The sequence below is a fragment of the Streptomyces sp. SD31 genome (assembly GCF_052068475.1).
GTDB lineage: Bacteria > Actinomycetota > Actinomycetes > Streptomycetales > Streptomycetaceae > Streptomyces.
In genome coordinates this window covers 382,417-405,917 of the sequence record NZ_JBQHCX010000004.1, presented here as the reverse complement: position 1 = coordinate 405,917, position 23,501 = coordinate 382,417, and the positions used below count along the sequence as shown (strand labels likewise).

Sequence of the window (23,501 nt, the reverse complement as noted above, 5' to 3'; positions counted from 1 at the left end):
CGGGGCTCAGGTGTGCGGCACGCTCACCGCGGTCGCCACCAGCCCCCGTCGGACCGTCCACCGGCCCTCGAAGAGGTCGATCCGGCGGTCGCCCACCACCGGGCCCGGCACCAGGAGCCGGGCCCGGAAGCCGCCGCTGTGCCGGTCGCCGGGGTCGGCGAAGACGTCGATGTCGGCCTCGGTGAAGTCCAGCCACTTCCCGGTGAGGGGGAACCACGCCTTGTAGACGGACTCCTTGGCGCTGAACAGGAGCCGGTCCCAGTGGATGCCGGGGTGGTCACCGGCCAGGCGGCGCAGCCGGTCCCCCTCGGCGGGCAGCGCGACGGCCGGGAGGACGCCCTCCGGGAGCGTCTGGTGGGGTTCGGCGTCGATGCCGAGGGAAGCCAGGTCGGGGGCGCGGACCAGCGCGGCGGCGCCGTAGCCGTCGCAGTGGGTCATGCTGCCGGCCAGCCCGGCCGGCCAGCCCGGGGCGCCGCGGTCACCGGGCAGGATCGGCTGCGGCGGCACGCCGAGCTTCTCCATGGCGCGGCGCGCACAGGAGCGTACGACGGCGAACTCCCGGCGGCGCTTGCCGACCGCCTTGGCGACGACCGCCTCCTCCTCGGGGTACAGGGCCGCGTTCAGGGGCTCCTCGTCGCCGTACGCCTCGACGGTGACGACCGTGTCCGGCAGCAGTTCCTCGATCAACGGTCCCTGTCCTCCCTGGGCAGAATCCGGCGCAGCCGTCCCGGCGGATCCGATCGCTTGCGCCACTCGCGGGGGTATCCGACCGACACCTCCTCGAAGCGGACGCCCTCGTGCCAGGTGGTCCGCGGGATGTGCAAGTGGCCGTAGACCATGGTCTCGACGCGGAACCTGCGGTGCCAGTGAGCGGTCAGCCGGGTGCCGCACCACATGGCGAACTCGGGGTACCACAGGACGTCCGTCGGGTGGCGGTCCAGCGGGTAGTGGTTGACGAGGACGGTGGGCAGGTCGTCGGGCAGCGCGGCGAGCCGGCGCTCGGTCTCGGCGACCCGGGCCTCGCACCAGGCCTCGCGGGACGGGTACGGGTCGGGATGCAGCAGGTACTCGTCGTTGCACACGATCCCGGTCCCGTGCGCGTACTTCAGCCCCTCCTCCTTGGTGGTGCAGCCGGAGGGCAGGAAGGAGTAGTCGTACAGCAGGAACAGCGGGGCCACGGCCACCGGGCCGCCGGGGCCGTCCCAGACGGGGTACGGGTCCTCGGGGGTGGTCACGCCGAGTTCGCGGCACACCTCGACCAGGTGCTGGTAGCGGGCGACGCCGCGCAGGGTGACGGGGTCCTTCGGGTGGGTCCACAGTTCGTGGTTGCCCGGCGCCCAGACGACCTTGCGGAAGCGGTCGGCGAGCGTCTTCAGGGCCCAGCGGATGTCGGCCACGGTCTCCGCCACGTCACCGGCGACGAGCAGCCAGTCGTCGTCCGAGTCGGGGCGCATCTTCTCGACGAGGGCGCGGTTCTCCTCGTAGCCGATGTGCAGGTCACTGATGGCCAGCAGCTGTCCGGCACCGCCGGCCGTCGACGTCACCCTCGCTCCTTTCGATCACACGAATGACACCACGAGAACACAGAGTGCCGCGCCGGTACAAGGCGGGATCTCGTCGACGGTCCTACAGGGGGTGTCGGGGTGGTGGCCGGGGCGGTCAGGAATGATCCGCAATTCCGTAACACGTACGTTGCACGCGGCGCCCTTTGAAAGCCGTATGATCGCCCCAACACCACCGCCTGAACGTCCCTTGCACGGGGCGGTTTGGTGTCCCTCCAACCACCCTGCCCGGGCACGGGCCTGCTTTGCCCTGCCCGCGAACCCGAAAGGACGGCCCTGCATGGTCTCTCGCGTACGCGTCTGGCTCAACCGCACGTACGCGGAGAACGTGTTCTTCATGGATCAGCTGCGGAGAAATCCCAGCGATCGGGCCGTCGAGATCCATGCGACGCATGGGGACGCCGACTCGCCCGTGCTGGCCGCCGCCGACACCGCCGATCTGGAGCCGGAGGGCCTGTCCCCGGCCGCGTATGTCGAGTACGCGCTCGACCAGTGCCGGCGCCGTGGCATCGACGTCTTCGTGCCCCGGCTGCACCAGTCGGCGATCGTGGCGCACCGCGCGGACTTCGAGGCGGCCGGTACGGCGCTGCTGGCGCCGCCGCCGGAGGCGGTGGCGGTCTTCCAGGACAAGGTGATCGCGTACGAGGCCGTACAGGCGGTCGGCGTGCCGGTACCGCCGTGGTGGCGGGTGCGCACCGCCGACGAACTCGTCGCCGCCGTCGAGGAGTTGGAGGCGGGGGGCTACAAGGCCTGCTTCAAGCCTGCGTCCGGTGCGGGCGGGGTGGGCTTCCGTGTCATCACGCGCGCCCCCTTCTCGCTCACGCACCTCAGCGGGTTCCCGACTCCGTATGTGCAGCTGGATCTTGTGGTGGACGCGCTGCGGCGGGCCGACGAGCCGGTGGACTGGCTGGTCATGCCCCGGCTGGAGCAGCCCGAGGTGTCGGTGGACTGCCTCACCGGTCCCGACAACCGGGTCCGGCTGGCGATCGGCCGGGTCAAGAACGGTCGTCGTCGCGGGTTCACGCTGCAGGAGCAGTGGCTGGAGCCGGCGCGGCTGATCGCGGAGGGGTTCGGGCTGCACTACCTGTCCAACATCCAGTTCCGGATGTTCGGGGAGACGCCGGTGCTGATGGATGTGAACACGCGGCCTGCCGGTGGGTTGCATCAGCTGTCGTTGTGCGGGGTCAATGTGCCGTGGCTGGCTGTTCAGTTGGCGCTCGGGGAGGATCCGGGGGTGGTGGCGCCGCCGTTCCTGGGGCAGGACTACACGGTGGTTTCCGGGCCGCGCCCGCTGCGGCCGGTTTCCATTCCGCAGCAGCGGGCCGAGGTTGAGGAGCCGTTGCTGCCGGCGGTTCCCGCGCCGGCGTCGGTTGATTCGGTCGGTGCGACCGGAGCGGCTCAGGTACTGCCGCTTTAGGTTGTCTTCCGGGTGCGGGTTGCGTCGTGGCTTGTCGCGCCCACGCGGCGGAGCCGCATATCGGCACGCCCCCGCGCCTTTTGGGGCCTTGACCAATCCCGGCGTCTTCTCTTGACACCGGGATTGGTCCATACCAACTTGGGTTGCGCATCCTTCTGCATGTTTCTGCACTCCCGAACACCCCACAGCCTTCAGGGAGATCGCATGCACAACTCACTGTTCGGACGTTCCAGACGTCGTCTCCTCGCCCTGCTCGGCTCCGTTGTCCTCGCGGTCACCGGAGCCGTCGCCCTTCCCGGTACGGCCCACGCGGCCAACATCCTCTCCAACGCCGGCTTCGAATCCGGCGCCCTCTCCCCGTGGTCCTGCACCGGCAACCTCGGCTCGGTCGTCTCCTCCCCCGTGCACGGTGGCTCCAAGTCCCTTGCCGGGGCCGCGAGTTCGAGTGACAACGCCAAGTGCAGCCAGACAGTCTCCGTCCAGCCGAACACTACGTACGCGCTCAGCGGCTGGGTGCGCGGGGCCTACGTCTACCTCGGCGTGAACGGCGGGGCCTCCACCTGGACGTCGTCGCCGTCGGCGTACAGCCGGCTGTCGCTGACCTTCACGACCGGGGCCTCCCAGACCAGCGCCACCGTCTACGTCCACGGCTGGTACGCGCAGGGCACCTACCACGCCGACGACATCAGCCTCGACGGGCCCGGAGGCGGCGGTTCGGACAGTCAGGCGCCGTCCGTGCCGGGCAGCCTGCGGTCGACCGGCAAGACGTCGTCGAGCGTGTCGCTGGCGTGGAACGCCTCGACGGACAACGTCGGAGTGACGGCGTACGACATCTACCGGGGGTCGAGCCAGGTGCTCAGTGTCTCCGGTACGAGTGCCACGGTCAGCGGTCTGTCGCCGAGCACCGGTTACACCTTCACGGTGAGGGCGCGGGACGCGGCCGGGAACGTGTCGTCGGCCTCCAATGCCGTGACCGTCACCACGGACGCGGGTGGCGGTGGCGGTACCGGCTTCAAGCAGGCCGCGCCCTATCTCTACCTCGGTTGGGGCGACCCGCCCAGCGCGACCTCGGTGATGAGCGCGACCGGCATCAAGTGGTACACGATGGCGTTCATCCTGTCCTCCGGCGGCTGCAACCCGGCCTGGGACGGACAGCGCCCGCTCACCGGCGGCAACGACCAGAGCGTCATCAACTCCATCCGCGCGGCGGGCGGTGACATCGTGCCGTCGATCGGCGGCTGGAGCGGCAACAAGCTTGGGCCGAACTGCTCGACCGCCGAGGCGCTGGCGGGGGCGTACCAGAAGGTCATCGACGCGTACGGGCTGAAGGCGATCGACGTCGACATCGAGAACACCGACGAGTTCGAGAACGCGACGGTGCAGGACCGGATCCTGAACGCCCTGAAGATCGTCAAGGCGAGCAACCCGGGGCTGCGCACCGTCATCACCTTCGGTACGTCGACGACCGGCCCGAACTACTGGGGCAACCGGCTCATCGAGCAGGCCAAGGCGCTGGGCGCCGACATCGACGTGTTCACGATCATGCCGTTCGACTTCGGCGGCGGTGCCGACATGTACGGCAACACCGTGAACGCGACGGAGGGGCTGAAGAACAAGCTGAAGTCCACTTTCGGCTGGGACGACGCCACCGCCTACGCGCACATCGGCATCTCCGGCATGAACGGCCTGTCCGACCAGCAGGAGCTCACCTCCCCCGCGACCTGGACCCGGATCCGCGACTGGGCGAACTCGCATCACATCGCCCGCCTCGCCTTCTGGTCGGTCAACCGCGACCGGCCGTGCCCGGGCGGCGGCGTGACGAGCAACTGCTCCGGGATCAGCCAGAGCGACTGGCAGTTCACGTCCATCACGGCCGGATTCACCGGCTGAGGCCGCGTTCACCTGCGCCGGGAAGTTTTTTTCCGGGAGGGTGTATCAGGGCGCTGTCAGCGGGCTCATAAGAGTGAAAGGCAACGGGGGAACCACGGGGGACTACGGGGGACCACGGGGGAACGCACCACAACGGGGAAGCACGGGGGCTTCGGGTCGGCCGGCGCTGTCACGGGGGCGGCGGCCGGCCGGCCCGAAGGTGCTTCTCGGGGCCCGGGGTCAGAAGCGGCCCGAACCCCGGTACAGCTCCAGCTCCCCCTCCAGTTCTACCGCGAGCACCGTGGCGTGCGGGTCGAGGTCCGCCCCGGTGGGCGGTTCGATCCAGAGCACGCCCGGCGTTTCGTGCAGGCCGCCGGTGACCCGGTGGGCCAGTTCCGTGCCGCTGCCGAGGACCGAGACCCGGCGTACCGCACCGAGCAGCCCACGTACGTTGATCTCGGCGCGCGGGGCGTCGAAGAGGATCAGGTACAGGGTGCGGCGGTCCTGGGAGAGGGTGCTCGGGCCGTAGTGGTGACCGGGCGGGAGGCCTCGTTCGGTGCCGTACACCGCCTCCGCGTGCTTGGCGATCCAGTCGCCGAGTCCCTCCAGGCGCTCGACCTGCTCCGCCGGGATCGTGCCGTCCTCGCGCGGTCCGACGCTGAGCAGCAGGTTGCCCCCGCCGCCGATCGTCTCCGCGAAGTAGCGGATCAGCTGGTCGACGGACTTGTGGTTGTGGTCGTGGTGCTGGTGGCCCCAGGAGTCGTTGATCGTCAGGCACAGCTCCCAGGGGCCCTCGGGCGGGATGACCGGGGCGCCCTGTTCGGGCGTCGCGTAGTCGCCCTCGCTGAGCATGCGGGCGTTGAAGACGACATGCGGTACGTACGACCGGATGAGCGCGGCGAGTTCGGGAATGCGCCACTGCTCCTCGCTGCGGTCCCACTCGCCGTCGAACCACATCAGGTCCGGCCGGTAGCGGGAGGCGAGCTCGCGGATCTGGCCGTCCCGGTAGGCGATGAACCGTTCCCAGGCGTCCAAGTCCTCGAATTCCGCGGCGACTTCGGAGTACCGGTTGTCCTCCAGCTCCGGCGGACGGCCCGGCTTGCGCGTGGAGGCGTAGTCGGGGTGACTCCAGTCCGAGTGCGAGTAGTAGAGGCCGACCTTGAGGCCCTGCTCGCGCAGGGCCCGCGCGTAACCGCCGATCAGGTCACGGCCCACGTTCAGATCGCCGTGGGCGGTGTCCCACAGGGCCACGCCGTCGTGGTGACGGCTGGTCAGGACGGCGTACCTGGCGCCGGCCCGCGCGAAGAGCTTCGCCCAGTCACGCGGGTCGTAACGGGACGCCGTGAAGCGGTCGAACTGGGACATGTACTCGTCGTACGGGACGATGTCGTCGTAGAACGACCAGGACTCCTGGACGCCGTCGACGGCGTAGATGCCCCAGTGGATGAAGATTCCCAACTTGGCGTCGGTGAACCAGGGTTGCATGGGCACCCGCGCTCAGCTCCCTTCCGCGCGGCGCAGGCGGAGCGTGAGGACCTGGAAGGGGCGCAGGGCGACCGCGACGCCGCCGTCGCCGGTGACGTCCGCGTCCTGAAGCGGGCGCTCCAGCAGGTCGGTCACCTGGGCGCCCGCCAGCGGGAAGCCCGTACGTACGACGCCGGTCGCGCGGCCGCCGCCGGACTCGTAGAGGCGTACGACGACGTCGCCGGAGCGATCGTCGGCCAGCTTGACCGCCTCGACGGTCACGCCGTCGCCGTCCACGGTGACGACCGGCTCGGGCGCGCCCGCCGCATCCGCCACCCGCAGGGGGAGGTTGAGGGCATAGCCCTCGGCGACGGCGTCCTCGATGCTCGCGCCGGGGAGCAGGGCGTAGGTGAAGCGGTGCCTGCCCTGGTCGGCCTCGGGGTCCGGGATGCGCGGGGCGCGGACCAGGCTGAGGCTGACCCGGGTCGTCGTACCGCCGTCCTCGCGGACCGTGCGGGAGACATCGTGGCCGTACGTCGAGTCGTTGATGACCGCGACGCCGTAGCCGGGCTCGGCGATGTGCACCCAGCGGTGGCCGGAGACCTCGAAGCGGGCCGCCTCCCAGCTGGTGTTGGTGTGGGTGGGCCGCTGGATGTGGCCGAACTGGATCTCGGCGGAGGAGTGCGGGGCGCGGATGTCCACCGGGAAGCCCGCCTTGAGGATCTTCTCGGCCTCGTGCCAGTCGATCTCGGTCTCGAAGTCGATCCGGGGGCTGCCGGCGCGCACGGTGATCGTCTGGGTGATGCGCGACCCCTTGCCGAAGGCCCGCTCGACCCTGATCGCCCCGACCAGCGGGTCCTGCTCCACGACGGTCACCGCGTCCGTGTCCAGCAGATCCGTGTACCGGTTCTTGTAGTGCTTGTCGATGTCCCAGGCGTCCCAGTAGTTGGGCAGATCCGTGTGGAGGCGGAGCAGGTTGCCCTGGTCGGAGAGGACCTCGCGGTTCGCCCGGAGGTCGCGGACGGATGCCAGCGTGCCGTCCTCGGCGACCTCGACCCGGACCAGTCCGTTGTCGAGGACGCGGCCGGAGACCGACACCGGCTGCGGGGGCTCGGCGTCGGCGGCGAGGGGCGCGCTGCCGCTCGCGGGCACCCGTACGTACGCCGGTGCGCCGTCAGCCCCACGGACCACCTCGGCGCGCTCGAACGGGCTCGTGTTGAAGACCCGGGGGTCGCCGCCGCCCAGCGCCGCGACCGCCTCGGCCGTCAGCGCCTCCAACTCCTCGGCCACCCGGGCGTATTCGGCCTCCGCCTCCCGGTGCACCCAGGCGATCGACGACCCCGGCAGGATGTCGTGGAACTGGTGCAGCAGGACGGTCTTCCAGAGCCGGTCCAGCTTCTCGTACGGGTACGCGTACCCCGGCGCGTGCAGCGCCGCCGTCGTCGCCCACAACTCGGCCTCGCGGAGCCGGTGTTCACTGCGCCGGTTGCCCTGCTTGGTGCGGGCCTGCGAGGTGTAGGTGGCGCGGTGCAGCTCCAGGTAGAGCTCGCCGACCCACACGGGGGCGTCCGGGTACTCCTCGCGGGCCTTGGCGAAGAAGTCGTCGGGGTGCTCGACGACGACCTTGGGTGAGCCCTCCAGGTCGGCGAGCCGGCGTGCCCGCTCCATGATCTCCCGGGTGGGGCCGCCACCGCCGTCGCCCCAGCCGAAGGGGGCCAGCGAGCGCGTGCCGCCGCCCTTCTCGGAGTAGTTGCGGACCGCGCGGTCCATCTCCTCGCCGCTGAAGCGGGCGTTGTAGGTGTCGACCGGCGGGAAGTGGGTGAAGATGCGGGTGCCGTCGATGCCCTCCCACCAGAAGGTGTGGTGGGGGAACTTGTTCGTCTGGTTCCAGGAGATCTTCTGGGTCAGGAACCACTCGTTGCCGGCGAGCTTGGCGAGCTGCGGGTAGGCGGCGGTGTAGCCGAAGGAGTCCGGCAGCCAGACGCCCTTGGTCTCGACGCCGAAGTGCTCGATGAAGAACCGCTTGCCGTGGATGAGCTGGCGGGCGATCGCCTCGCCGCCGGGCAGGTTGCCGTCGGCCTCGACCCACATGCCGCCGACCGGCGCCCACTGGCCCTTCTTCACGGACTCCTGGATGCGGGCCCAGACGTGCGGGTAGTTGTCGCGCACCCACTCGTACTGCTGGGCCTGCGAGCAGGCGAAGATGAAGTCGTCGTACTCGTCGGCCAGGGACGTGACGTTGGAGAAGGTGCGGGACGTCTTGCGCTTGGTCTCCCGGATCGGCCACAGCCACGCCGAGTCGATGTGCGCGTGGCCGACACCGGAGACCGTGTGCGCGCTGGCGTGGGCGGGCCTGGCCAGCGCCGGGGCGAGCACCTCGCGGACGGCGGCGGCGCTGCCGGAGATGTCGTCCAGATCCAGGGCGTCCATGGCCCGGTCCAGGGTGTGCATGATCTCGTGGCGGCGCGGCTCGTGCTCGCCGAGGTGGACCATGAGTCCGCGCAGCACCTGGAGGTCGAGGTCGAGGTGCCAGACCTCCTCGTCGAGGACCGCGATGTCGGCGCGCTGAAAGGTGTAGAGGGGCTTGTCCCCCGCCGTGAGGACGTCGCCGAGCGGGGTGGGGGCCGCGAAGTTGTTCGCCAGGATGTCCGGGTTGGACGCCGCCTCGACCAGGTACTCGATCGGCTCGCCGCCCGTCGCCGGGTTGGCGATCGGCACGTACTGGTTGAGGGGGTTGACCGCCTTCAGCGGTGTTCCGTCCAGCAGATGCACCAGCGCCTCGGCCTGGTTGCCCGGCCAGTCGCCCACGAAGCCGAGGTCGATCACGGCCTCGACGCGCCGGCCGGCGAACTCGGCGGGCACCTGGCCGCGCATCCGGAACCAGGTGGTGCCCCAGGGCGGGCCCCACGGGGTGCCCATGGCGAAGGGCTCGTAGGGCGCTGCGGCGGCCTCCGCGAAGGGCACCGGCTCTCCCGGCGCCTGCCAGGCCTCGACCTCGAAGGGGACGGTGGCCGCGTAGATCGCGGGCTTGATGCGCTGGTCGTGGAGGCGCTCGACGCGTTCTTCGATCCGGCGGCGTTCGTCGTGCATGAGGGGACTCCAGAGAGAGCGGGTGCGGGAAAGCGCTTTCCGGCGGGGTGCTTACTTAAGGTACGCGAGACCGGGGTGGACGCCGGTGTAGCCGTCGACGAGCCGACGGGCCACGTTCACGGAGTCGACGAGCGGGTGCAGCGCGAAGGCCTTCACCGCCGTCGTACGGGAGCCGGACTCGGCCGCGGCGAGCACCTCGCGCTCGACCGCCTTGACCGCGCAGACCAGCCCGGTGGCGTGGTCGGGCAGCGGGGCGACGGCGACCGGGTGGGCGCCGTTGGCGTCGACCAGGCAGGGCACCTCGATGACGGCGTCGGTGTCGAGGACGGACAGGGTGGCCTGGTTGCGGACATTGAGGATCAGGGTCGTGCGTTCGTCGCGGGCGATGGCCCGCATCAGCGCGAGCGCCACCTTCTCGTAGCCGCCGGAGAGGTCGTCGGCGTCGCGCTCGCCGGCGCCGGCCGTCTCGCGGTTCTCCGACATGTAGGTGGCCTCGCGCTCGGCGCGGGTGCGGTCCCAGATCTCCAGGGCGGAGGCGTCCGACCGCTCGACCTCCCGGTAGAAGTGCGCCTGCTGGTCGGCGAGGAAGGCGCCGCGGGTCTTGTCGGCCTGCTGGTAGGCGCGGACGGCTTCCCGGTTGAAGTAGTAGTAGTGCAGGTATTCGTTCGGGATCGCGCCGAGCGAGCGGAGCCAGTCGACGCCGAAGAGCTTGCCCTCCTCGAAGGAGCCGAGCAGGTCGGGGTCGGCGAGCAGGCGCGGGAGTTCGTCGCGGCCGGCCACGCGCAGGCCGCGGACCCAGCCGAGGTGGTTGAGGCCGACGTAGTCGATCCACGCCTCACCCGGGTTCTTCACACCGAGCACGCGGGCGATACGGCGGCCGAGGCCCACCGGCGAGTCGCAGATGCCGATGACGCGGTCGCCGAGGTGGCGGGACATGGCCTCGGTGACCAGGCCCGCCGGGTTGGTGAAGTTGATGACCCAGGCGTCCGGCGCGAGGCGGGCCACCCGCCGGGCGATGTCAACGGCGACCGGGACCGTGCGCAGGCCGTAGGCGATACCGCCCGCGCCGACCGTCTCCTGACCGAGGACGCCCTCGGCGAGCGCGACCCGCTCGTCGTTCGCCCTGCCCTCCAGGCCTCCGACGCGGATCGCGGAGAAGACGAAGTCGGCGCCGCGCAGGGCCTCGTCCAGGTCGGTGGTGGCGGTCACCTGGGGTGCGTCGGGTACTCCGGCCGCCTGTTCAGCCAGTACGCGGGTGACCGCATGCAGTCGGCGGTCGTCCAGATCATGCAGAACGACCTCCGTCACCCGGCCCTCGCCACGGTCGCCGAGGAGCGCCCCGTACACGAGCGGCACGCGGAATCCACCGCCGCCCAGAATCGTCAGCTTCACCGGGTTCCTCCCATCGGGCAGGCGGCGCGCAACGCATCGCGAGAACCGGGCACACGCCACCTCCGTGAACTTGCTTCAAGACCCCGGGCTGGTTCCGGCCCGGTCGGTGTCGAGGGTGTGAGACCTCGCTGCGCGCCGAGCGATGAGGCGGCCCGAGCCGGGAAACCCCCCGCTTCGGCTGGGGGACGGTTCAAGTCTGCGCCTTTCCCGCCACGACGATTTCGACGCGGGCCTCCTCCAGGGATGTCCGCGTCGCCGTGTCGACCGGCGCGTTCGTCACCACCACGTCCAGGTCCTCGGGACCGCACACCTTCGCCATCCCGTGCCCGGGGAACTTCGCCGCGTCGGCGAGCAGGACCACCTGGTCGCCGGCCTTGATCATGGCCCGCTTGACCGGCACCTCGACGACCGTCGTGTCCATCACCTGCCCGCCCGGCCGCACTCCACTGGTACCCAGAAAGAGCCAGTCGGCATGCAGCTGACGCAGGTTGTCCTCGGTGAGGAAGCCGACCAGGGAACGGTACTCGCGGCGGACCATGCCGCCGAGCAGCACCAGCTCGATGCCCTCGTCGTCGGCGAGCTCCTCGTAGACCACCAGGTTGCTGGTGATCACGGTGAGGCGGCGGCCGTGCAGCTGGCGGGCCAGCCGGAAGGCGGTCGTGCCGATGTCGAGCAGCACCGACTGACCGTCTTCGATCATCGCGGCGGCGTGCGCGGCTATGGCGTCCTTCTCGGCCACGCGCACCTCGGCGACCTCGGCGAAGGGCTGGTCGCCCTCGTCCGCGACCGCGCCGCCGTGCACCCGTGTGAGCAGGCCGTCCTCCTCGAGTTTGACCAGGTCACGCCTGATCGTGGCGGGGCTCACGCCCAGCTGTTCGGAGAGATCGGTCACGGCCGCGGGGCCGCCGGAGCGCAGGGCCCGCAGGATGAGTTGGTGTCGTCGTTCAGCCAGCACGACATGAACACTACTCGTCATCTTCAATCATCGCCATGCTCATTTCTGCTCGGGTATTGACCAATCCCGCCGGGCGGCGCACGATTCCGGTCACCGAAATGAAGAGTTTTGACGAGAGGACGTTGCCGTGGACGACGACCGGCCCGAGGTGCTGCTGACCGGGCTGCTCTTCTACGACCTCGTCCTCACGGGGCTCGGGAAGCCGCCGACCCCGGGCGAGGAGATCTGGACGGGCGGCATGGGCTGCGGCCCGGGCGGCATCGCCAACCTGGCGGTGGCCGCCGCCCGCTTCGGCCTGAAGACCTCGCTGGCCACGGTGTTCGGCGACGACCTCTACGGCGAGTGGTGCCGGGACGTCCTGTGCGACCAGGAGGACATCGACCTCTCGCTGTCCCGCACGGCGGACGGCTGGCCCACCCCGGTCACCGTCTCCCTCGCCTACGCCCACGACCGGGCCCTCGTCACGCACGGCCAGGAACCCCCGTACACGCAGGACGCGCTGATGGGCGACCCGCCCGAGGCGCGCACGGCCCTCGTGCACATCGAGGCCGAACCCCGCGAGTGGCTGGCCAAGGCCGCCGCGAACGGCACCCAGATCTACGCCGACGTCGGCTGGGACCCCAGCCAGCAGTGGTCGACCGGCCTGCTCGACCAGCTCTCCCTGTGCCATGCCTTCCTCCCCAACGAGACCGAGGCGATGGCCTACACCCGCACCGACAGCGCGGTCGCGGCCCTCTGGACGCTCAGCGAGTTGGTGCCGGTGGCCGTGGTCACGCGCGGCGGGGACGGCGCGGTCGCCGTCGACCAGACGACCGGCGAGTACGCGGAGGTGCCCGCCCTGGACGTCGACGTCCTCGACGCGACGGGCGCCGGGGACGTGTTCGGGGCGAGCTTCGTCGCTGCCTCGCTGGCCGGCTGGCCACTGGAGGAACGGCTGAGGTTCGCCGTACTGGCCGCCGGCCTGTCGGTCCAGCGGCACGGCGGTGCCCTGGCCGCCCCCGGCTGGTACGGCGTCGACCGCTGGTGGCGCTCCCTGACCGACCCCGAACTGAAGCTGGCGTACGGCTTCCTGGCCGAGCGGCTCCCCGACAATCCGGGGCCGCCCGTCACCTACGCCCCCGTGACCCCGCCCGCACGGCAGAACTGACTTCCCCCCACGCCCTTCCCCGCGAAGTCCCGAACCTTCCCTGCGAAGTCCCGAAAAGATCCGAAAGGCGGTGGGAGCTGTGCGGCTCTCACGAAGAGGCCTGCTGCGCGCGGGCCTGGCCGGTACGGCCGCCACGGCGCTCGGCGGCCTGGCGTCCGGCTGTGCCGTTCCGACCGGCTCGACCGGCCGGAACATGGTCCTGTGGTACTGGAGCGGCGGCCTCAGCGACACGGTCGTCAAGAACGCCAAGGCGCGTTACGACCGCTCCGTGGACCTCAACGCCATCCAGATCGGCGGCTACTACCGCTCGAAGCTGATCACCACGATGGCGGGCAACGCCCATATCCCCGACATCGCGGGGCTCAAGGGCGAGGACATGGCGTCCTACCTGCCCAACGCCGACCAGTTCGTCGACCTGCGCACGCTCGGCGCCGACAAGTACAAGGACCAGTACCTGTCGTGGAAGTGGGACCAGGGCATCGCCGACGACGGCTCGATGGTCGGCTTCCCGATCGACTGCGGTCCGGTCGCGCACTTCTACCAGTACTCCGTGTTCCAGAAGGCCGGGCTTCCGTACGAGCCCGACGACGTGTCGGAGGAGCTCGGCACCTGGGAGAAGTTCTTCGCGGCGGGCGAGCGGCTGAAGCAGCGCATACCCGGGACCTTCCTGCTCACCGATGTCAACGCCGTCTTCGAGAACGCGGTGCAGCAGGGCAGCAAGCGGTACGTCGACAAGGACCGCACCTTCATCGGCGACCAGGAGCATGTCCGGGACGCCTGGGCGCTCGCGGTGGAGGCCAAGCGGCGGGGCATCGTCTCCAGCATCGTCAACGGCACCCCGGACCAGCAGTCGGCCATCGAGGGCGGCAAGCTGCCCAGCCAGCTCGGCGCCTCCTGGGCCGCCGGCGACCTGAAGAACGGTGTGCCGAAGACCGAGGGCAGGTGGCGGGTGGCCCAGATGCCCGTACGGCCCGCCAACAACGGCGGTTCGTTCCTGTCGATCACCAAGGCGTGCCGGGAGCCCGAGCGGGCCTTCGAGATCATCACCTGGCTGCTGAACGCGGACAACCAGGCGCAGGGCTTCGTCGACGCGGGCCTGTTCCCCTCCACGCCCGCCTCGTACGGCATGCAGAAGCTCCAGGAGCCGGACCCGTTCTTCGGCGGCCAGGTCACGATGGACGTCTTCGGGCCCGCGGCGCAGAAGATCGCGGTCGCCTACAACAGCCCGTTCGACGTGGCCCTGGGCCAGCCCATCAAGGACGAGATCAAGAACGTCGGCGTCCTCGGCAAGGATCCGAAGAAGGCCTGGGAGGACGCCATGAGCAAGTGCCGGCGGATCGCGAAGCACCTGGGGGTGAGCTTCTGATGGCCGTCATCGAGCAGACCCCGCCCGCCGTGAACCGGCCGCAGCCCGCCACGACCCAGCCGAAGACGGGCCTGCGCAAGCACTGGCACCTCTACGCCGCGATCTCCCCCTTCTACCTCCTCTTCCTCGCCTTCGGCCTGATCCCCGTCGGCTTCTCGCTCTACCTCTCCCTGCACCGCTGGGACGGCCTCGGCGCGATGGAGTGGGCGGGCCTGTCGCAGTACCAGTACCTGCTGAGCGACAGCGACTTCTGGCAGTCGATCGGGAACACGCTGGTCATCTGGGCGCTGGCCACCTTCCCCATGATCTTCCTGGCGATGGTGACGGCCGTGATGCTCAACTCGGCGGTCCGTTTCAAGAACGCCTACCGGTTCGCGTACTTCCTGCCGAACGTCACCTCGGTCGTCGCCATCGCGATCGTCTTCGGATCGATCTTCTCCACCAACTTCGGCCTGGTGAACGCGGTTCTGCAGGCGGTGGGTCTCGACCAGGTGGCCTGGCTGAACACCCCGTGGGGCATCAAGGTCGCCATCGCCACGCTGATGACCTGGCAGTGGACCGGCTACAACGCGATCATCTTCCTCGCCGGGCTGCAGACCATCCCGAGCGACCTGTACGAGGCGGCCCGCATCGACGGCGCCGGCCCCGTGCAGACCTTCTTCCGGGTCACGCTGCCCCTGCTGCGGCCGACGCTGCTGTTCGTGCTCGTGGTCTCCACCGTCACCGGACTACAGAGCTTCTCCGAGCCACAGGTGCTGCTCCAGACCACGGCCAACGAGTCGACCTTCTCGGGCGGTCCGGACCACGCCGGCCGGACGATGGTCCTCTACTTCTTCCAGCAGACCTTCGACAACAACGACTTCGGATACGGCGCCGCCGTGGCGTGGGGCATCTTCCTGGTCGTCGTCCTCTTCTCGATCATCAACTGGCGCCTGGTGCAGCGCCGGGGCGAACAGTAGGAAGGCCGCGACATGGCATCCATCAAGGGCTCCGGACGCCGGGGCATCGCCCTGCACGCGTCCCTGATCATCGGTGTGCTGTTGTCGGCCTTCCCGTTCTACTGGGCCGTGATCATGTCGACGCACACCTCGTCGGAGATCTTCTCGTACCCGCCGAAGCTGCTGCCGGGCACGCACTTCCTGGAGAACGTCCGCAATCTGCTCGACGCGATCGACTTCTTCGGGTCCATGTGGAACTCGCTGCTGGTCGCGACGGTGGTGACCTTCCTGGTCCTGTTCTTCGACTCGCTGGCGGCGTTCGTCTTCGCGAAGTTCGACTTCCCGGGCAAGAACGTGCTGTTCGGGCTGCTCATGCTGATCTTCATGGTGCCGGCCCAGATGGCCGCGATCCCGCAGTTCGTGATCATGGCGAAGATCGGCTGGATCGGCTCGATGACCGCACTGATCGTGCCGGCGGCGGCCAACGCCTTCGGCATCTTCTGGATGCGCCAGTACATGCGCAGCGCCATCCACGACGAGCTGCTCGACGCCTCCAAGCTGGACGGCGCGAACTTCATGCGCCAGTACTGGCACGTGGCACTCCCGGTCGTCCGGCCGGGCCTGGCCTTCCTCGGCATCTTCACCTTCATGGGCCAGTGGAACGACTACGCCTGGCCGTTGATCGCCCTCACCAACCCGGACAACGTCACCCTCCAGGTAGCGCTGTCCCAGCTCAACGGCACCCACGGAACCACCGACTACGGCATGGTGATGACCGGCGCGGTCCTCGCCCTCATCCCCCTGCTGATCGTCTTCGCGATCGGCGCCCGGCAGATCATCGGCGACCTCGCGAAGGGGGCCGTCCGCGGATGAACGATCCGTCGGTCCTCGGTCCCCGCGCCGTCGATCCCCTGATCGCCCTGCGCCCCTGGGAGGCACCCGAGGTGACCTCCTGGGGGCGGCTGCCCATGAACGCCGTCGACCGGCGGCCCGGCGCACTCCCCCTGGACGGCGACTGGCGCTTGAGGTTGCTGTCCGCTCCGGACGCGCCGGTCGGCGGTCCCTGGTCCTCGGCGTACGTCCCCGGTGTCTGGACCATGCAGGGCACGGACGACCTGCCGCAGTACACCAACGTCCGGATGCCCTTCCCCGAGTACCCTCCGCACTCCCCCACCGTCAACCCGACGGGCGTGTACGAGCGCGAGGTGGACATCCCCGCCGACTGGGCCGGACGCCGGATCGTGCTCCAGGTCGGGGCCGCCGAGAGCGTGCTGCTGGTGCACGTGGACGGGCGGCCCGTCGGCATCTCCAAGGACTCCCATCTGGCCGCCGAGTTCGATCTGACGGGGGTGGTGAGCCCCGGTTCGCCCGCGACCGTACGGCTCACCGTCGTCAAGTGGTCCGACGCCTCGCACATCGAGGACCAGGACCAGTGGTGGCACGGCGGCATCACCCGCTCGGTACTGCTGTACGCGACGGATCCGCTGTACCTCGCGGACGTGACCGTGCGGGCGGCGTACAGCGGTGAGCTGCGGGTCGACTGCCGGGTCCGGAACGCGGGGGGTGCGCTGCCGGAGGGGTGGTACCTCACCGGGGAGCTGGACGGTCAGCTCCTGGTGCAGGACGCGGAGTTCGACCGTGCGAACGCAGCCGACGAGCGCGTCTCCGACTTCCTCGGCGAGGCCCGGCTGCTGACCACCGTCCCCGAGGTACGCACCTGGAACGCGGAGACGCCCGAGCTGTACGGCCTGACCGTCCGGCTGCACCGCGCCGACGGCACGGTCGCCGACACCTCCCGCCACCGGATCGGCTTCCGGGACGTCGAGATCGTCGGCCGGGACCTGCTGGTCAACGGCGAGCGGGTGTTCATCCGGGGCGTCAACCGGCACGACTTCCACCCGCTGACCGGGCGGACGGTGTCGTACGACGACATGCGCGCCGATCTCGTCCTGCTCAAGCGGTTCGGCTTCAACGCGATCCGCACCGCCCACTACCCGAACGACCCGACGCTGTACGACCTCGCCGACGAACTCGGCTTCTACGTCGTCGACGAGGCGGACATCGAGTCCCACGACCACGCCCACGAGATCGCCGACGACCCGCGCCATCTGAACGCCTTCGTGGACCGCGTCTCGCGCATGGTGCTGCGCGACATGAACCATCCGTCGGTCATCATCTGGTCGCTGGGCAACGAGTCCGACTACGGCGCGAACCACGACGCGGCGGCGGGGTGGGTGCGTCGGCACGACCCGACCCGGCCGATCCAGTACGAGGGGGCGGCCAAACTCGGCTGGGCCGACCCGGAGCTCGCCTCCGACGTCGCCTGCCCGATGTACGCGCCGCTGGAGGACTGCGTCGCCCACGCGCTCTCCGGCGAGCAGACCAAGCCGCTCATCCAGTGCGAGTACTCGCACGCCATGGGCAACAGCAACGGCACGCTCGCCGCCCACTGGGCTGCCATCGAGGCCACCCCAGGTCTTCAGGGCGGGTTCATCTGGGAGTTCTGGGACCACGGAATTCTGCAACGCGTGAGCGACGGAAGACCGGCCGGGCGTGGGGGCGCAGGGCTCTATGACAACGGTGTCGCCGCGCCCGGGTACCGCTGGGCGTACGGCGGGGACTTCGGCGAGGTGATCCATGACGGGGCGTTCATCGCGGACGGCGTGGTGTTTCCCGACCGCACGCCGAAGCCGGCGATGTACGAGCACCGGGAGATCGCGGCGCCGGTGCGGATCGAGTGCTTCCGGCACGAGGGTGTCGTCCTGACCAACCACCAGCACTTCCGCGGCTTCGACTGGCTGGCCGCCGTGTGGGAGCTGTCGCTGGCGGACGGACGCACGCTGACCGCGCCGGCCGAGCTGCCCGCGTTGTGTCCGGGTGAGACCGCGGCGGTACCGCTGCCGTTCGCGTTGCCGGAGGACGGCGGCGAGGCGTGGCTGACGCTGCGGGTGACGACGGCGCTGGACCTGCCGTGGGCTCCGCGGGGCACGGAGGTGTGCGTGCCGCAGGTGCGACTGCGCGGGCCCGCTCCGGTCGAGGCCGCTGCCGTGGCCCTGGGGGTCCCCCCGGCCGAAGACTGGGAGAAGGTCGAGGTGGACGGCGAGGGTCTCCTCGTCCACCCCCTGCTGACTGCCGCCCCCACCCTCTCGCTGTGGCGGGCGCCCACCGACAACGACGAGTTGGGCGGCATGGCGCGGCGCTGGCGGAGCTGGGGCCTCGACGCGCTGGTGCGCAAGGTCGTGTCGGTACGTCAGGACGCCGGGAAGGTGACGGTGGCGGCCGAGTACGCGAGTACGGCCGGTGTCGTACGGCACCGGCACGTGCTCACGCCCGTCGAGGGCGGTGTCCGCGTCGAGGAGGAGGCCGAGCTGCCGGAGGCGTTCGACGACGTGGCGCGGGTCGGCACGGTCTTCGAGACGGGCGCGGGGCTCGACCTGCTGGAGTGGTTCGGCCAGGGGCCGTGGGAGTCGTATCCCGACCGGAGCGCGGGCGCGCCCGTCGGCCACCACTCCGTCCCCGTCGACGACCTGTTCACCCCTTACCTGCGCCCGCAGGAGAGCGGCGGCCGGCACGGCGTACGGCGATTCACACTGTCCGCGCCGGACGCCACCGGCCTCGCGGTGGTGCTCGACGAGCCGCGCCAGGTCTCCGTCACCCGATACCGCGCCGAGGACCTGGCCGCCGCCACGCACCACGACGAACTGGTGCCGCGCCCCGGCTGCGTGGTGCACATCGACGCGGCTCACCGGGGCCTCGGCACGGCGTCGTGCGGCCCCGACACCTTCCCCTCCTATCGCGTCGCGCCGGGCGTCCATCGCTGGAGCTGGACCCTGCGCGTCCTCTGAACTCCCCCACGCCTCCCCTCCCCTGTCACCTTTCACGGAGCACATGTGTGTACTTCGCATGACCATGTCCCGGGCGGCGAGGCCGCCCAGGCCGGCGCCGGGCGTCGCAGTTTCCTCCGGGCCACCGCGCTGCTCGGTGCCGCCGCCACGGCCTCGGTCGCCGTCCCGGCGGTCGCCGAGGCCGCGCCCGCCGGCGACTGGCGGCCCGATCCCGACAGCCGACGCTTCACGCTGGCCGTGATGCCCGACACCCAGTACCTCTTCGACGGGCCGAGCATCGACAAGGCGCCGGTCGAGGCGTCCCTGCGCTATCTGCTGGAGCACGGCCGGGAGGAGAACATCGTCTTCCTGTCCCACCTCGGCGACCTCACCCAGAACGGCAGCCGGCCCGAAGTCGCCGCGATCAGCGAGGCGTTCCGGCTCCTGGACCGGCGGGGCGTGGGCTACAGCGTCCTCGCCGGCAACCACGACGTGAAGTCGTCGACGGACGACCAGCGCGGTGCGTCGCCGTATCTGGACGCCTTCGGGCCGAAGCGGTTCCAGGGGAAGAAGACATTCGGGGGCGCCTCCCCCGACGGCTACAACAGCTTCCACCTCTTCCGGGCCGCCGGTCGCGAGTGGATGGTGCTCGCGCTGGACTGGCGGCTGTCGGCGAAGGGTTATGCGTGGGCCGAGGACGTCCTCGTCCGGCACCCGAAGACGCCGGTCGTCCTCACCACCCACGAGCTGGTCGTCGAGGACGACGCCCTGTCGGCGTACGGGCAGCAGCTGTGGGACCGGCTGATCGAGGACCACGACCAGATCTTCCTCACCCTCAACGGGCACTACTGGCCCGCCGGCCGGGCGATCCGCAAGAACGCGGCCGGGAACGACGTTCACCTGCATCTGACGAACTACCAGAACCGCTACTTCGGTGGCGCGGCGATGATCCGGCTGTACCGCTTCGACCTCGACCGGAACGTCATCGACGTGGAGACGGTCTCGCCGTGGATCCTCGGCCGGGCCGCGAAGGGGCTCAACGAGCTGGAGCGGCAGGAGATCGAACTCAGCGGTGACGCCGACCGGTTCAGCGTCGGGATCGACTTCGCCGACCGCTTCTCCGGTTTCGACCCGGTTCCCGCCCGCCCGGCACGCCCCGCCTCGCGGATGCTGATCCCGGGCACGGTGGCGTACTGGCGGTTCGAGCAGCCGGTGGAGGGCACCACGGTCCGCGACCTGTCCGGGCGCGGCAACGACCTCACGCTCGTCACGGTCGGCGGCGGCAAGCTGGGCTGGTCCGCCGACCACCACCCCGACCAGCCCGGCCACGGCAGCCTGGAGTTCCAGGGCTTCAAGTCCCCGCTGAAGGGGGCGTATCTGCGCACGGTCGACGGGGCCCCGCTCAACTCGGCGACATTCCGGGACGGTTACACCATCGAGGCGTTCTACCGCCTCCCCGCCGACTGGGACCCCTCCCACAACGCCTGGTCGGGCCTGGTCAGCCGGACGGGCACGGGAGGCGCCGCCGGCAAGACCGCCGACGACCCGGACGAGCCGCTCGCCACCCTCTCCCTGTCGAACGACCGGGAGCCGCAGTGGGCCATGCGCCCGCTCAACCAGGAGGGCATCGCCACCAACTGGGCCCAGGAGACCCCGCTGGAGACCTGGTGGCACCTCGCGGTCGTCAACGACGGCGAGCAGACCACGATGTACGTCGAGGGGTGCCCGGTGGTCCGCAACCCGAAGGCATCCGCGGTCGGCATCACCTCGGTCGGCCTGCCCTGGCTGCTCGGCGGCTACGAGTACGGCGGCAAGATCGACCAGATCCTGTACGGCCGCCTCGGCGACGTCCGGATCGTCGCGCGGGCGCTGCCCGTCAAGTCCTTCATGAACCACTGACCTTCAGGGGACCACCATGACCGAGCAGCAGCTCCCCACCTGGGCCGACCCGTCCGTCGCCCCTGCCTTCCTGGACGCCCAGGGCGTCTCCAGACGCGGACTCCTGCGCCGCGCGGGCCTGTTCGGCGCCGCGTTCGCGCTCGGCTCCGCGGCCGTACCCACGACAGCGAGCGCGGCACTCGCCGCCGACGACCGGCGTCTCGGCGGCGACGACCCCCGCCTCGCCTACCTGGTCGGCGACCACCACATCCACTCCGTCTACAGCCACGACGCCAAGTACACGTTCTCCCAACTGGCCGCCGCGGGCGCCAAGTACGGCCTGGACTGGATGGTGTTCACCGAACACTCCAACTTCGGGCACGCCAGGTACGGCGCCCCGCTGGAGCACGAGGAGATCCTCAAGGCGCGCGCCGAGAACCCGCGCCAGCTCATCTTCCAGGGCCTGGAGTGGTACATCCCGGCCGCCGAGCACTGCACGGTCTTCGCGGCGCCCGGCGCGCACGAGGTCGACCTGCTCACGCGGTTCGAGAGCGCCTACGACGGCAAGCTGCTCGGCTACGACAAGGGCGGCGCCGCCGACGCGGACGCCGCCCGCAACGAGGCCCACGCCGTCAAGGCCATCAAGTGGCTGGCCGAACAGCGCCGTACCGGCTACGTCGACGACGTACTCGTCCTCGCCAACCACCCGATGCGCCTCGGCATCGACTCCCCGCACGAGATGCGCAACTGGCGGGACGCGGCCCCCGAGATCATGATCGGCATGGAGGGCGCACCCGGCGCCCAGGGCGCGGCGATCCCCGGCTGGCGCGGTACGACCTCGATCCGCGGCGAGTACGAGAACAAGCCGTCGGCCCAGTCCTGGCCGGGCTACCCGGCGGACGCCTACCTGACGTACGGCGGTTTCGACTGGGCGACCGCGACGGTCGGCGGTCTGTGGGACTCGATGCTGGCGGAAGGCAGCCTGTTCTCGATCACCACGAACTCCGACGCCCACCGCATCGTCTTCGACACCTGGAAGAACGGCGACTGGCCCGCGGGCCAGAACTTCGACACCACCGGAAAGCTCCCCGACCCGGTCGACACGACCACCCCGCAACCCGGCAGCGACTTCTGGCCGGGACAGTTCAGCCGCACCCACGTCGGCGTCACCCGCTACGGCTACCGCGCGGTGATGGCGGGCCTGCGCGCGGGCCGGGTCTGGCTCGACCACGGGCATCTGCTCGACGGCCTCGACGTCCGTCTGAAGCGGGACTGCGACTCCGGCCGGGGTGTCACGCTGGGCGGCCGGCTGCGCGTGCGCAGGGGCGAGAAGCTCACGCTCACCATCACCGTGACGACCGCCTCCCGCCCCAACCCGCAGGGGGTCGTGCCCGAGTTGGCGCACGTGGACGTCATCCGGGGCGCGGTGCGCGGCCCGGTGGCCGACCGGGACACCTGGAAGGCACCGGACACCAGGGTCGTCCGCGCCTTGGACGTGACGGGCCGCAAGGGGACGTACACCCTGCGCGTCCCGCTGACCGCCGGGGACGAGTCCTTCTACGTCCGGCTGCGCGGCAGTGACGGCAACCGCCATGGCGCGGGCTACCTCGGGGCGTCGGTCGACCCGCACGGGCCGGTCCCGCACGAGCCCGGGAACGGTGACCCGTGGGCGGATACGTGGTTCTATTCGAACCCCGTGTTCGTCGACGTGGCAGGAGCCTGATGAAGCGTCACCTCCGCACTCCCCTTTGCTTATTGGGTGCTCTCGCGCTGGGCGCGGGCACCGCGTCCGCCGCCGGTGACCCGTACTGGGCCGAGACCGGCACCGCGTACACGGACACACTGGGCGGCGGGCAGGGCCTGGCGAGTCGCGCGGACGGCTCCCTGCTGTACCGCGGGCTCGCCTCCATCCCCCTGGGCCTGCGGATCAAGGGCTGGAACCACGTCGGCGACCCGGACATCGCACTCGGCCACACCTTCGACGCCTACCAGGGCCCGGACACGGCCACGTCCAAGATGTTCGCGGTGACGACCCCGGCCGGGAAGCGCTACGAGTACGTGCACCGGCTCAACCCGGGCGAGAAGCTGAACAACTCCTTCGCCGCCGTCTCACCCGACGGGCAGTGGCTGGTGTCGGGCGAGTGGGGGGAGCAGAGAAGACTCCAGGTCTTCCCCGCTCCCCTGCTGAACCCGGCCACGCCCCGGGCCGGCGGCGAGCTGGCGGAGGCCGGGCAGATCACCCTGGACAAGCCGGTACGCGACATCCAGGGCTGCGACTTCGTGACGGACACCCGCCTGGTGTGCGCCTCGAACGACGCCACGGGGACGCTCTTCCCCGAGATCCGCCCGCTGCTCCAGGTGGATCTGCCGCGCAAGGTGGACGGCCGGCCGGTCACCGGCACGGTCAAGAGCCTGTTCGCCCTGCCGCAGCGCAGCGTGTGCACGGGCACGTTCGAGGCGGAGGGCGTCGACTACGACGTGAACAGCGGCATCCTGCGGGCTCAGATGATCCCGCCGGGGGTGTGCGCGGTGGCGACGGCCGTCTCCTCGTACAAGCAGGTCACGGGCTGATCGACGGGACGTACGAGAGGTACCGTGG

Annotated in this window: 16 protein-coding genes; 10 read left to right on the top strand and 6 right to left on the bottom strand. The window is 70.4% G+C overall.

The features are described from left to right. Positions 1 to 6: 6 nt before the first annotated feature. Both ACTMVF_RS11640 and ACTMVF_RS11635 read right to left on the bottom strand, forming a co-directional pair. Positions 7 to 687, bottom strand: a complete 681-nt coding sequence (locus tag ACTMVF_RS11640) for a 4'-phosphopantetheinyl transferase family protein (RefSeq protein ID WP_441270868.1) — start codon at positions 685 to 687, stop codon at positions 7 to 9. Next, a complete protein-coding gene (locus tag ACTMVF_RS11635) occupies positions 684 to 1,544 on the bottom strand; it encodes a metallophosphoesterase family protein (RefSeq protein WP_441270867.1) in 861 nt (286 codons plus the stop codon). Before ACTMVF_RS11635 ends, ACTMVF_RS11640 begins: the two co-directional genes overlap by 4 nt. A 298-nt stretch (positions 1,545 to 1,842) precedes the next feature. Here ACTMVF_RS11635 and ACTMVF_RS11630 point away from each other — a divergent pair, with 298 nt between their 5' ends. Both ACTMVF_RS11630 and ACTMVF_RS11625 read left to right on the top strand, forming a co-directional pair. Beyond that, positions 1,843 to 2,979, top strand: a complete 1,137-nt coding sequence (locus tag ACTMVF_RS11630; protein WP_441270866.1) for an ATP-grasp domain-containing protein — start codon at positions 1,843 to 1,845, stop codon at positions 2,977 to 2,979. Between the two features lie 204 nt (positions 2,980 to 3,183). After that, on the top strand, positions 3,184 to 4,869 hold the full coding sequence (locus ACTMVF_RS11625) for a carbohydrate binding domain-containing protein (RefSeq protein ID WP_441270865.1): 1,686 nt from the start codon (positions 3,184 to 3,186) through the stop codon (positions 4,867 to 4,869). Positions 4,870 to 5,088: 219 nt separating this feature from the next. Here ACTMVF_RS11625 and ACTMVF_RS11620 read toward each other — a convergent pair whose 3' ends face one another. The 4 genes from ACTMVF_RS11620 to ACTMVF_RS11605 form a co-directional block, all read right to left on the bottom strand. Beyond that, the gene (locus ACTMVF_RS11620; RefSeq protein WP_441270864.1) at positions 5,089 to 6,339 is read right to left on the bottom strand and encodes an alpha-L-fucosidase; all 1,251 of its coding nucleotides are present in this window, start codon (positions 6,337 to 6,339) and stop codon (positions 5,089 to 5,091) included. Between the two features lie 6 nt (positions 6,340 to 6,345). Continuing rightward, complete coding sequence (locus tag ACTMVF_RS11615) at positions 6,346 to 9,402, bottom strand: alpha-mannosidase (protein WP_441270863.1); 3,057 nt, start codon at positions 9,400 to 9,402, stop codon at positions 6,346 to 6,348. A 51-nt stretch (positions 9,403 to 9,453) separates the two neighbouring features. Beyond that, a complete protein-coding gene (locus ACTMVF_RS11610; RefSeq protein WP_441270862.1) occupies positions 9,454 to 10,794 on the bottom strand; it encodes a 6-phospho-beta-glucosidase in 1,341 nt (446 codons plus the stop codon). A 190-nt stretch (positions 10,795 to 10,984) separates the two neighbouring features. Further along, positions 10,985 to 11,749 carry a DeoR/GlpR family DNA-binding transcription regulator gene (locus ACTMVF_RS11605; protein ID WP_441270861.1) on the bottom strand — a complete coding sequence of 255 codons (765 nt, stop codon included), beginning with the start codon at positions 11,747 to 11,749 and terminating at the stop codon, positions 10,985 to 10,987. Positions 11,750 to 11,876: 127 nt separating this feature from the next. On the opposite strand from ACTMVF_RS11605, the gene ACTMVF_RS11600 reads away from it, so the two are divergent. The 8 genes from ACTMVF_RS11600 (at position 11,877) to ACTMVF_RS11565 (ending at position 23,473) form a co-directional block, all read left to right on the top strand. Then, entirely contained in the window at positions 11,877 to 12,896 is a 1,020-nt protein-coding gene (locus tag ACTMVF_RS11600; RefSeq protein WP_441270860.1) for a carbohydrate kinase family protein, read from the top strand. A gap of 79 nt (positions 12,897 to 12,975) precedes the next feature. After that, complete coding sequence (locus ACTMVF_RS11595; RefSeq protein WP_441270859.1) at positions 12,976 to 14,262, top strand: ABC transporter substrate-binding protein; 1,287 nt, start codon at positions 12,976 to 12,978, stop codon at positions 14,260 to 14,262. After that, the gene (locus ACTMVF_RS11590) at positions 14,262 to 15,221 is read left to right on the top strand and encodes a carbohydrate ABC transporter permease (RefSeq protein ID WP_441270858.1); all 960 of its coding nucleotides are present in this window, start codon (positions 14,262 to 14,264) and stop codon (positions 15,219 to 15,221) included. Before ACTMVF_RS11595 ends, ACTMVF_RS11590 begins: the two co-directional genes overlap by 1 nt. A gap of 12 nt (positions 15,222 to 15,233) precedes the next feature. Beyond that, on the top strand, positions 15,234 to 16,073 hold the full coding sequence (locus tag ACTMVF_RS11585; protein ID WP_441270857.1) for a carbohydrate ABC transporter permease: 840 nt from the start codon (positions 15,234 to 15,236) through the stop codon (positions 16,071 to 16,073). Further along, entirely contained in the window at positions 16,070 to 19,045 is a 2,976-nt protein-coding gene (locus ACTMVF_RS11580) for a glycoside hydrolase family 2 TIM barrel-domain containing protein (RefSeq protein WP_441270856.1), read from the top strand. Before ACTMVF_RS11585 ends, ACTMVF_RS11580 begins: the two co-directional genes overlap by 4 nt. 45 nt (positions 19,046 to 19,090) lie before the next feature. After that, positions 19,091 to 20,923, top strand: coding sequence for a LamG-like jellyroll fold domain-containing protein (locus tag ACTMVF_RS11575; protein WP_441270855.1), 1,833 nt, complete (start codon positions 19,091 to 19,093; stop codon positions 20,921 to 20,923). 16 nt (positions 20,924 to 20,939) lie between these two features. Continuing rightward, a complete protein-coding gene (locus tag ACTMVF_RS11570; protein WP_441270854.1) occupies positions 20,940 to 22,625 on the top strand; it encodes a PHP domain-containing protein in 1,686 nt (561 codons plus the stop codon). After that, on the top strand, positions 22,625 to 23,473 hold the full coding sequence (locus tag ACTMVF_RS11565; protein WP_441270853.1) for a hypothetical protein: 849 nt from the start codon (positions 22,625 to 22,627) through the stop codon (positions 23,471 to 23,473). Before ACTMVF_RS11570 ends, ACTMVF_RS11565 begins: the two co-directional genes overlap by 1 nt. Positions 23,474 to 23,501 lie beyond the last annotated feature (28 nt).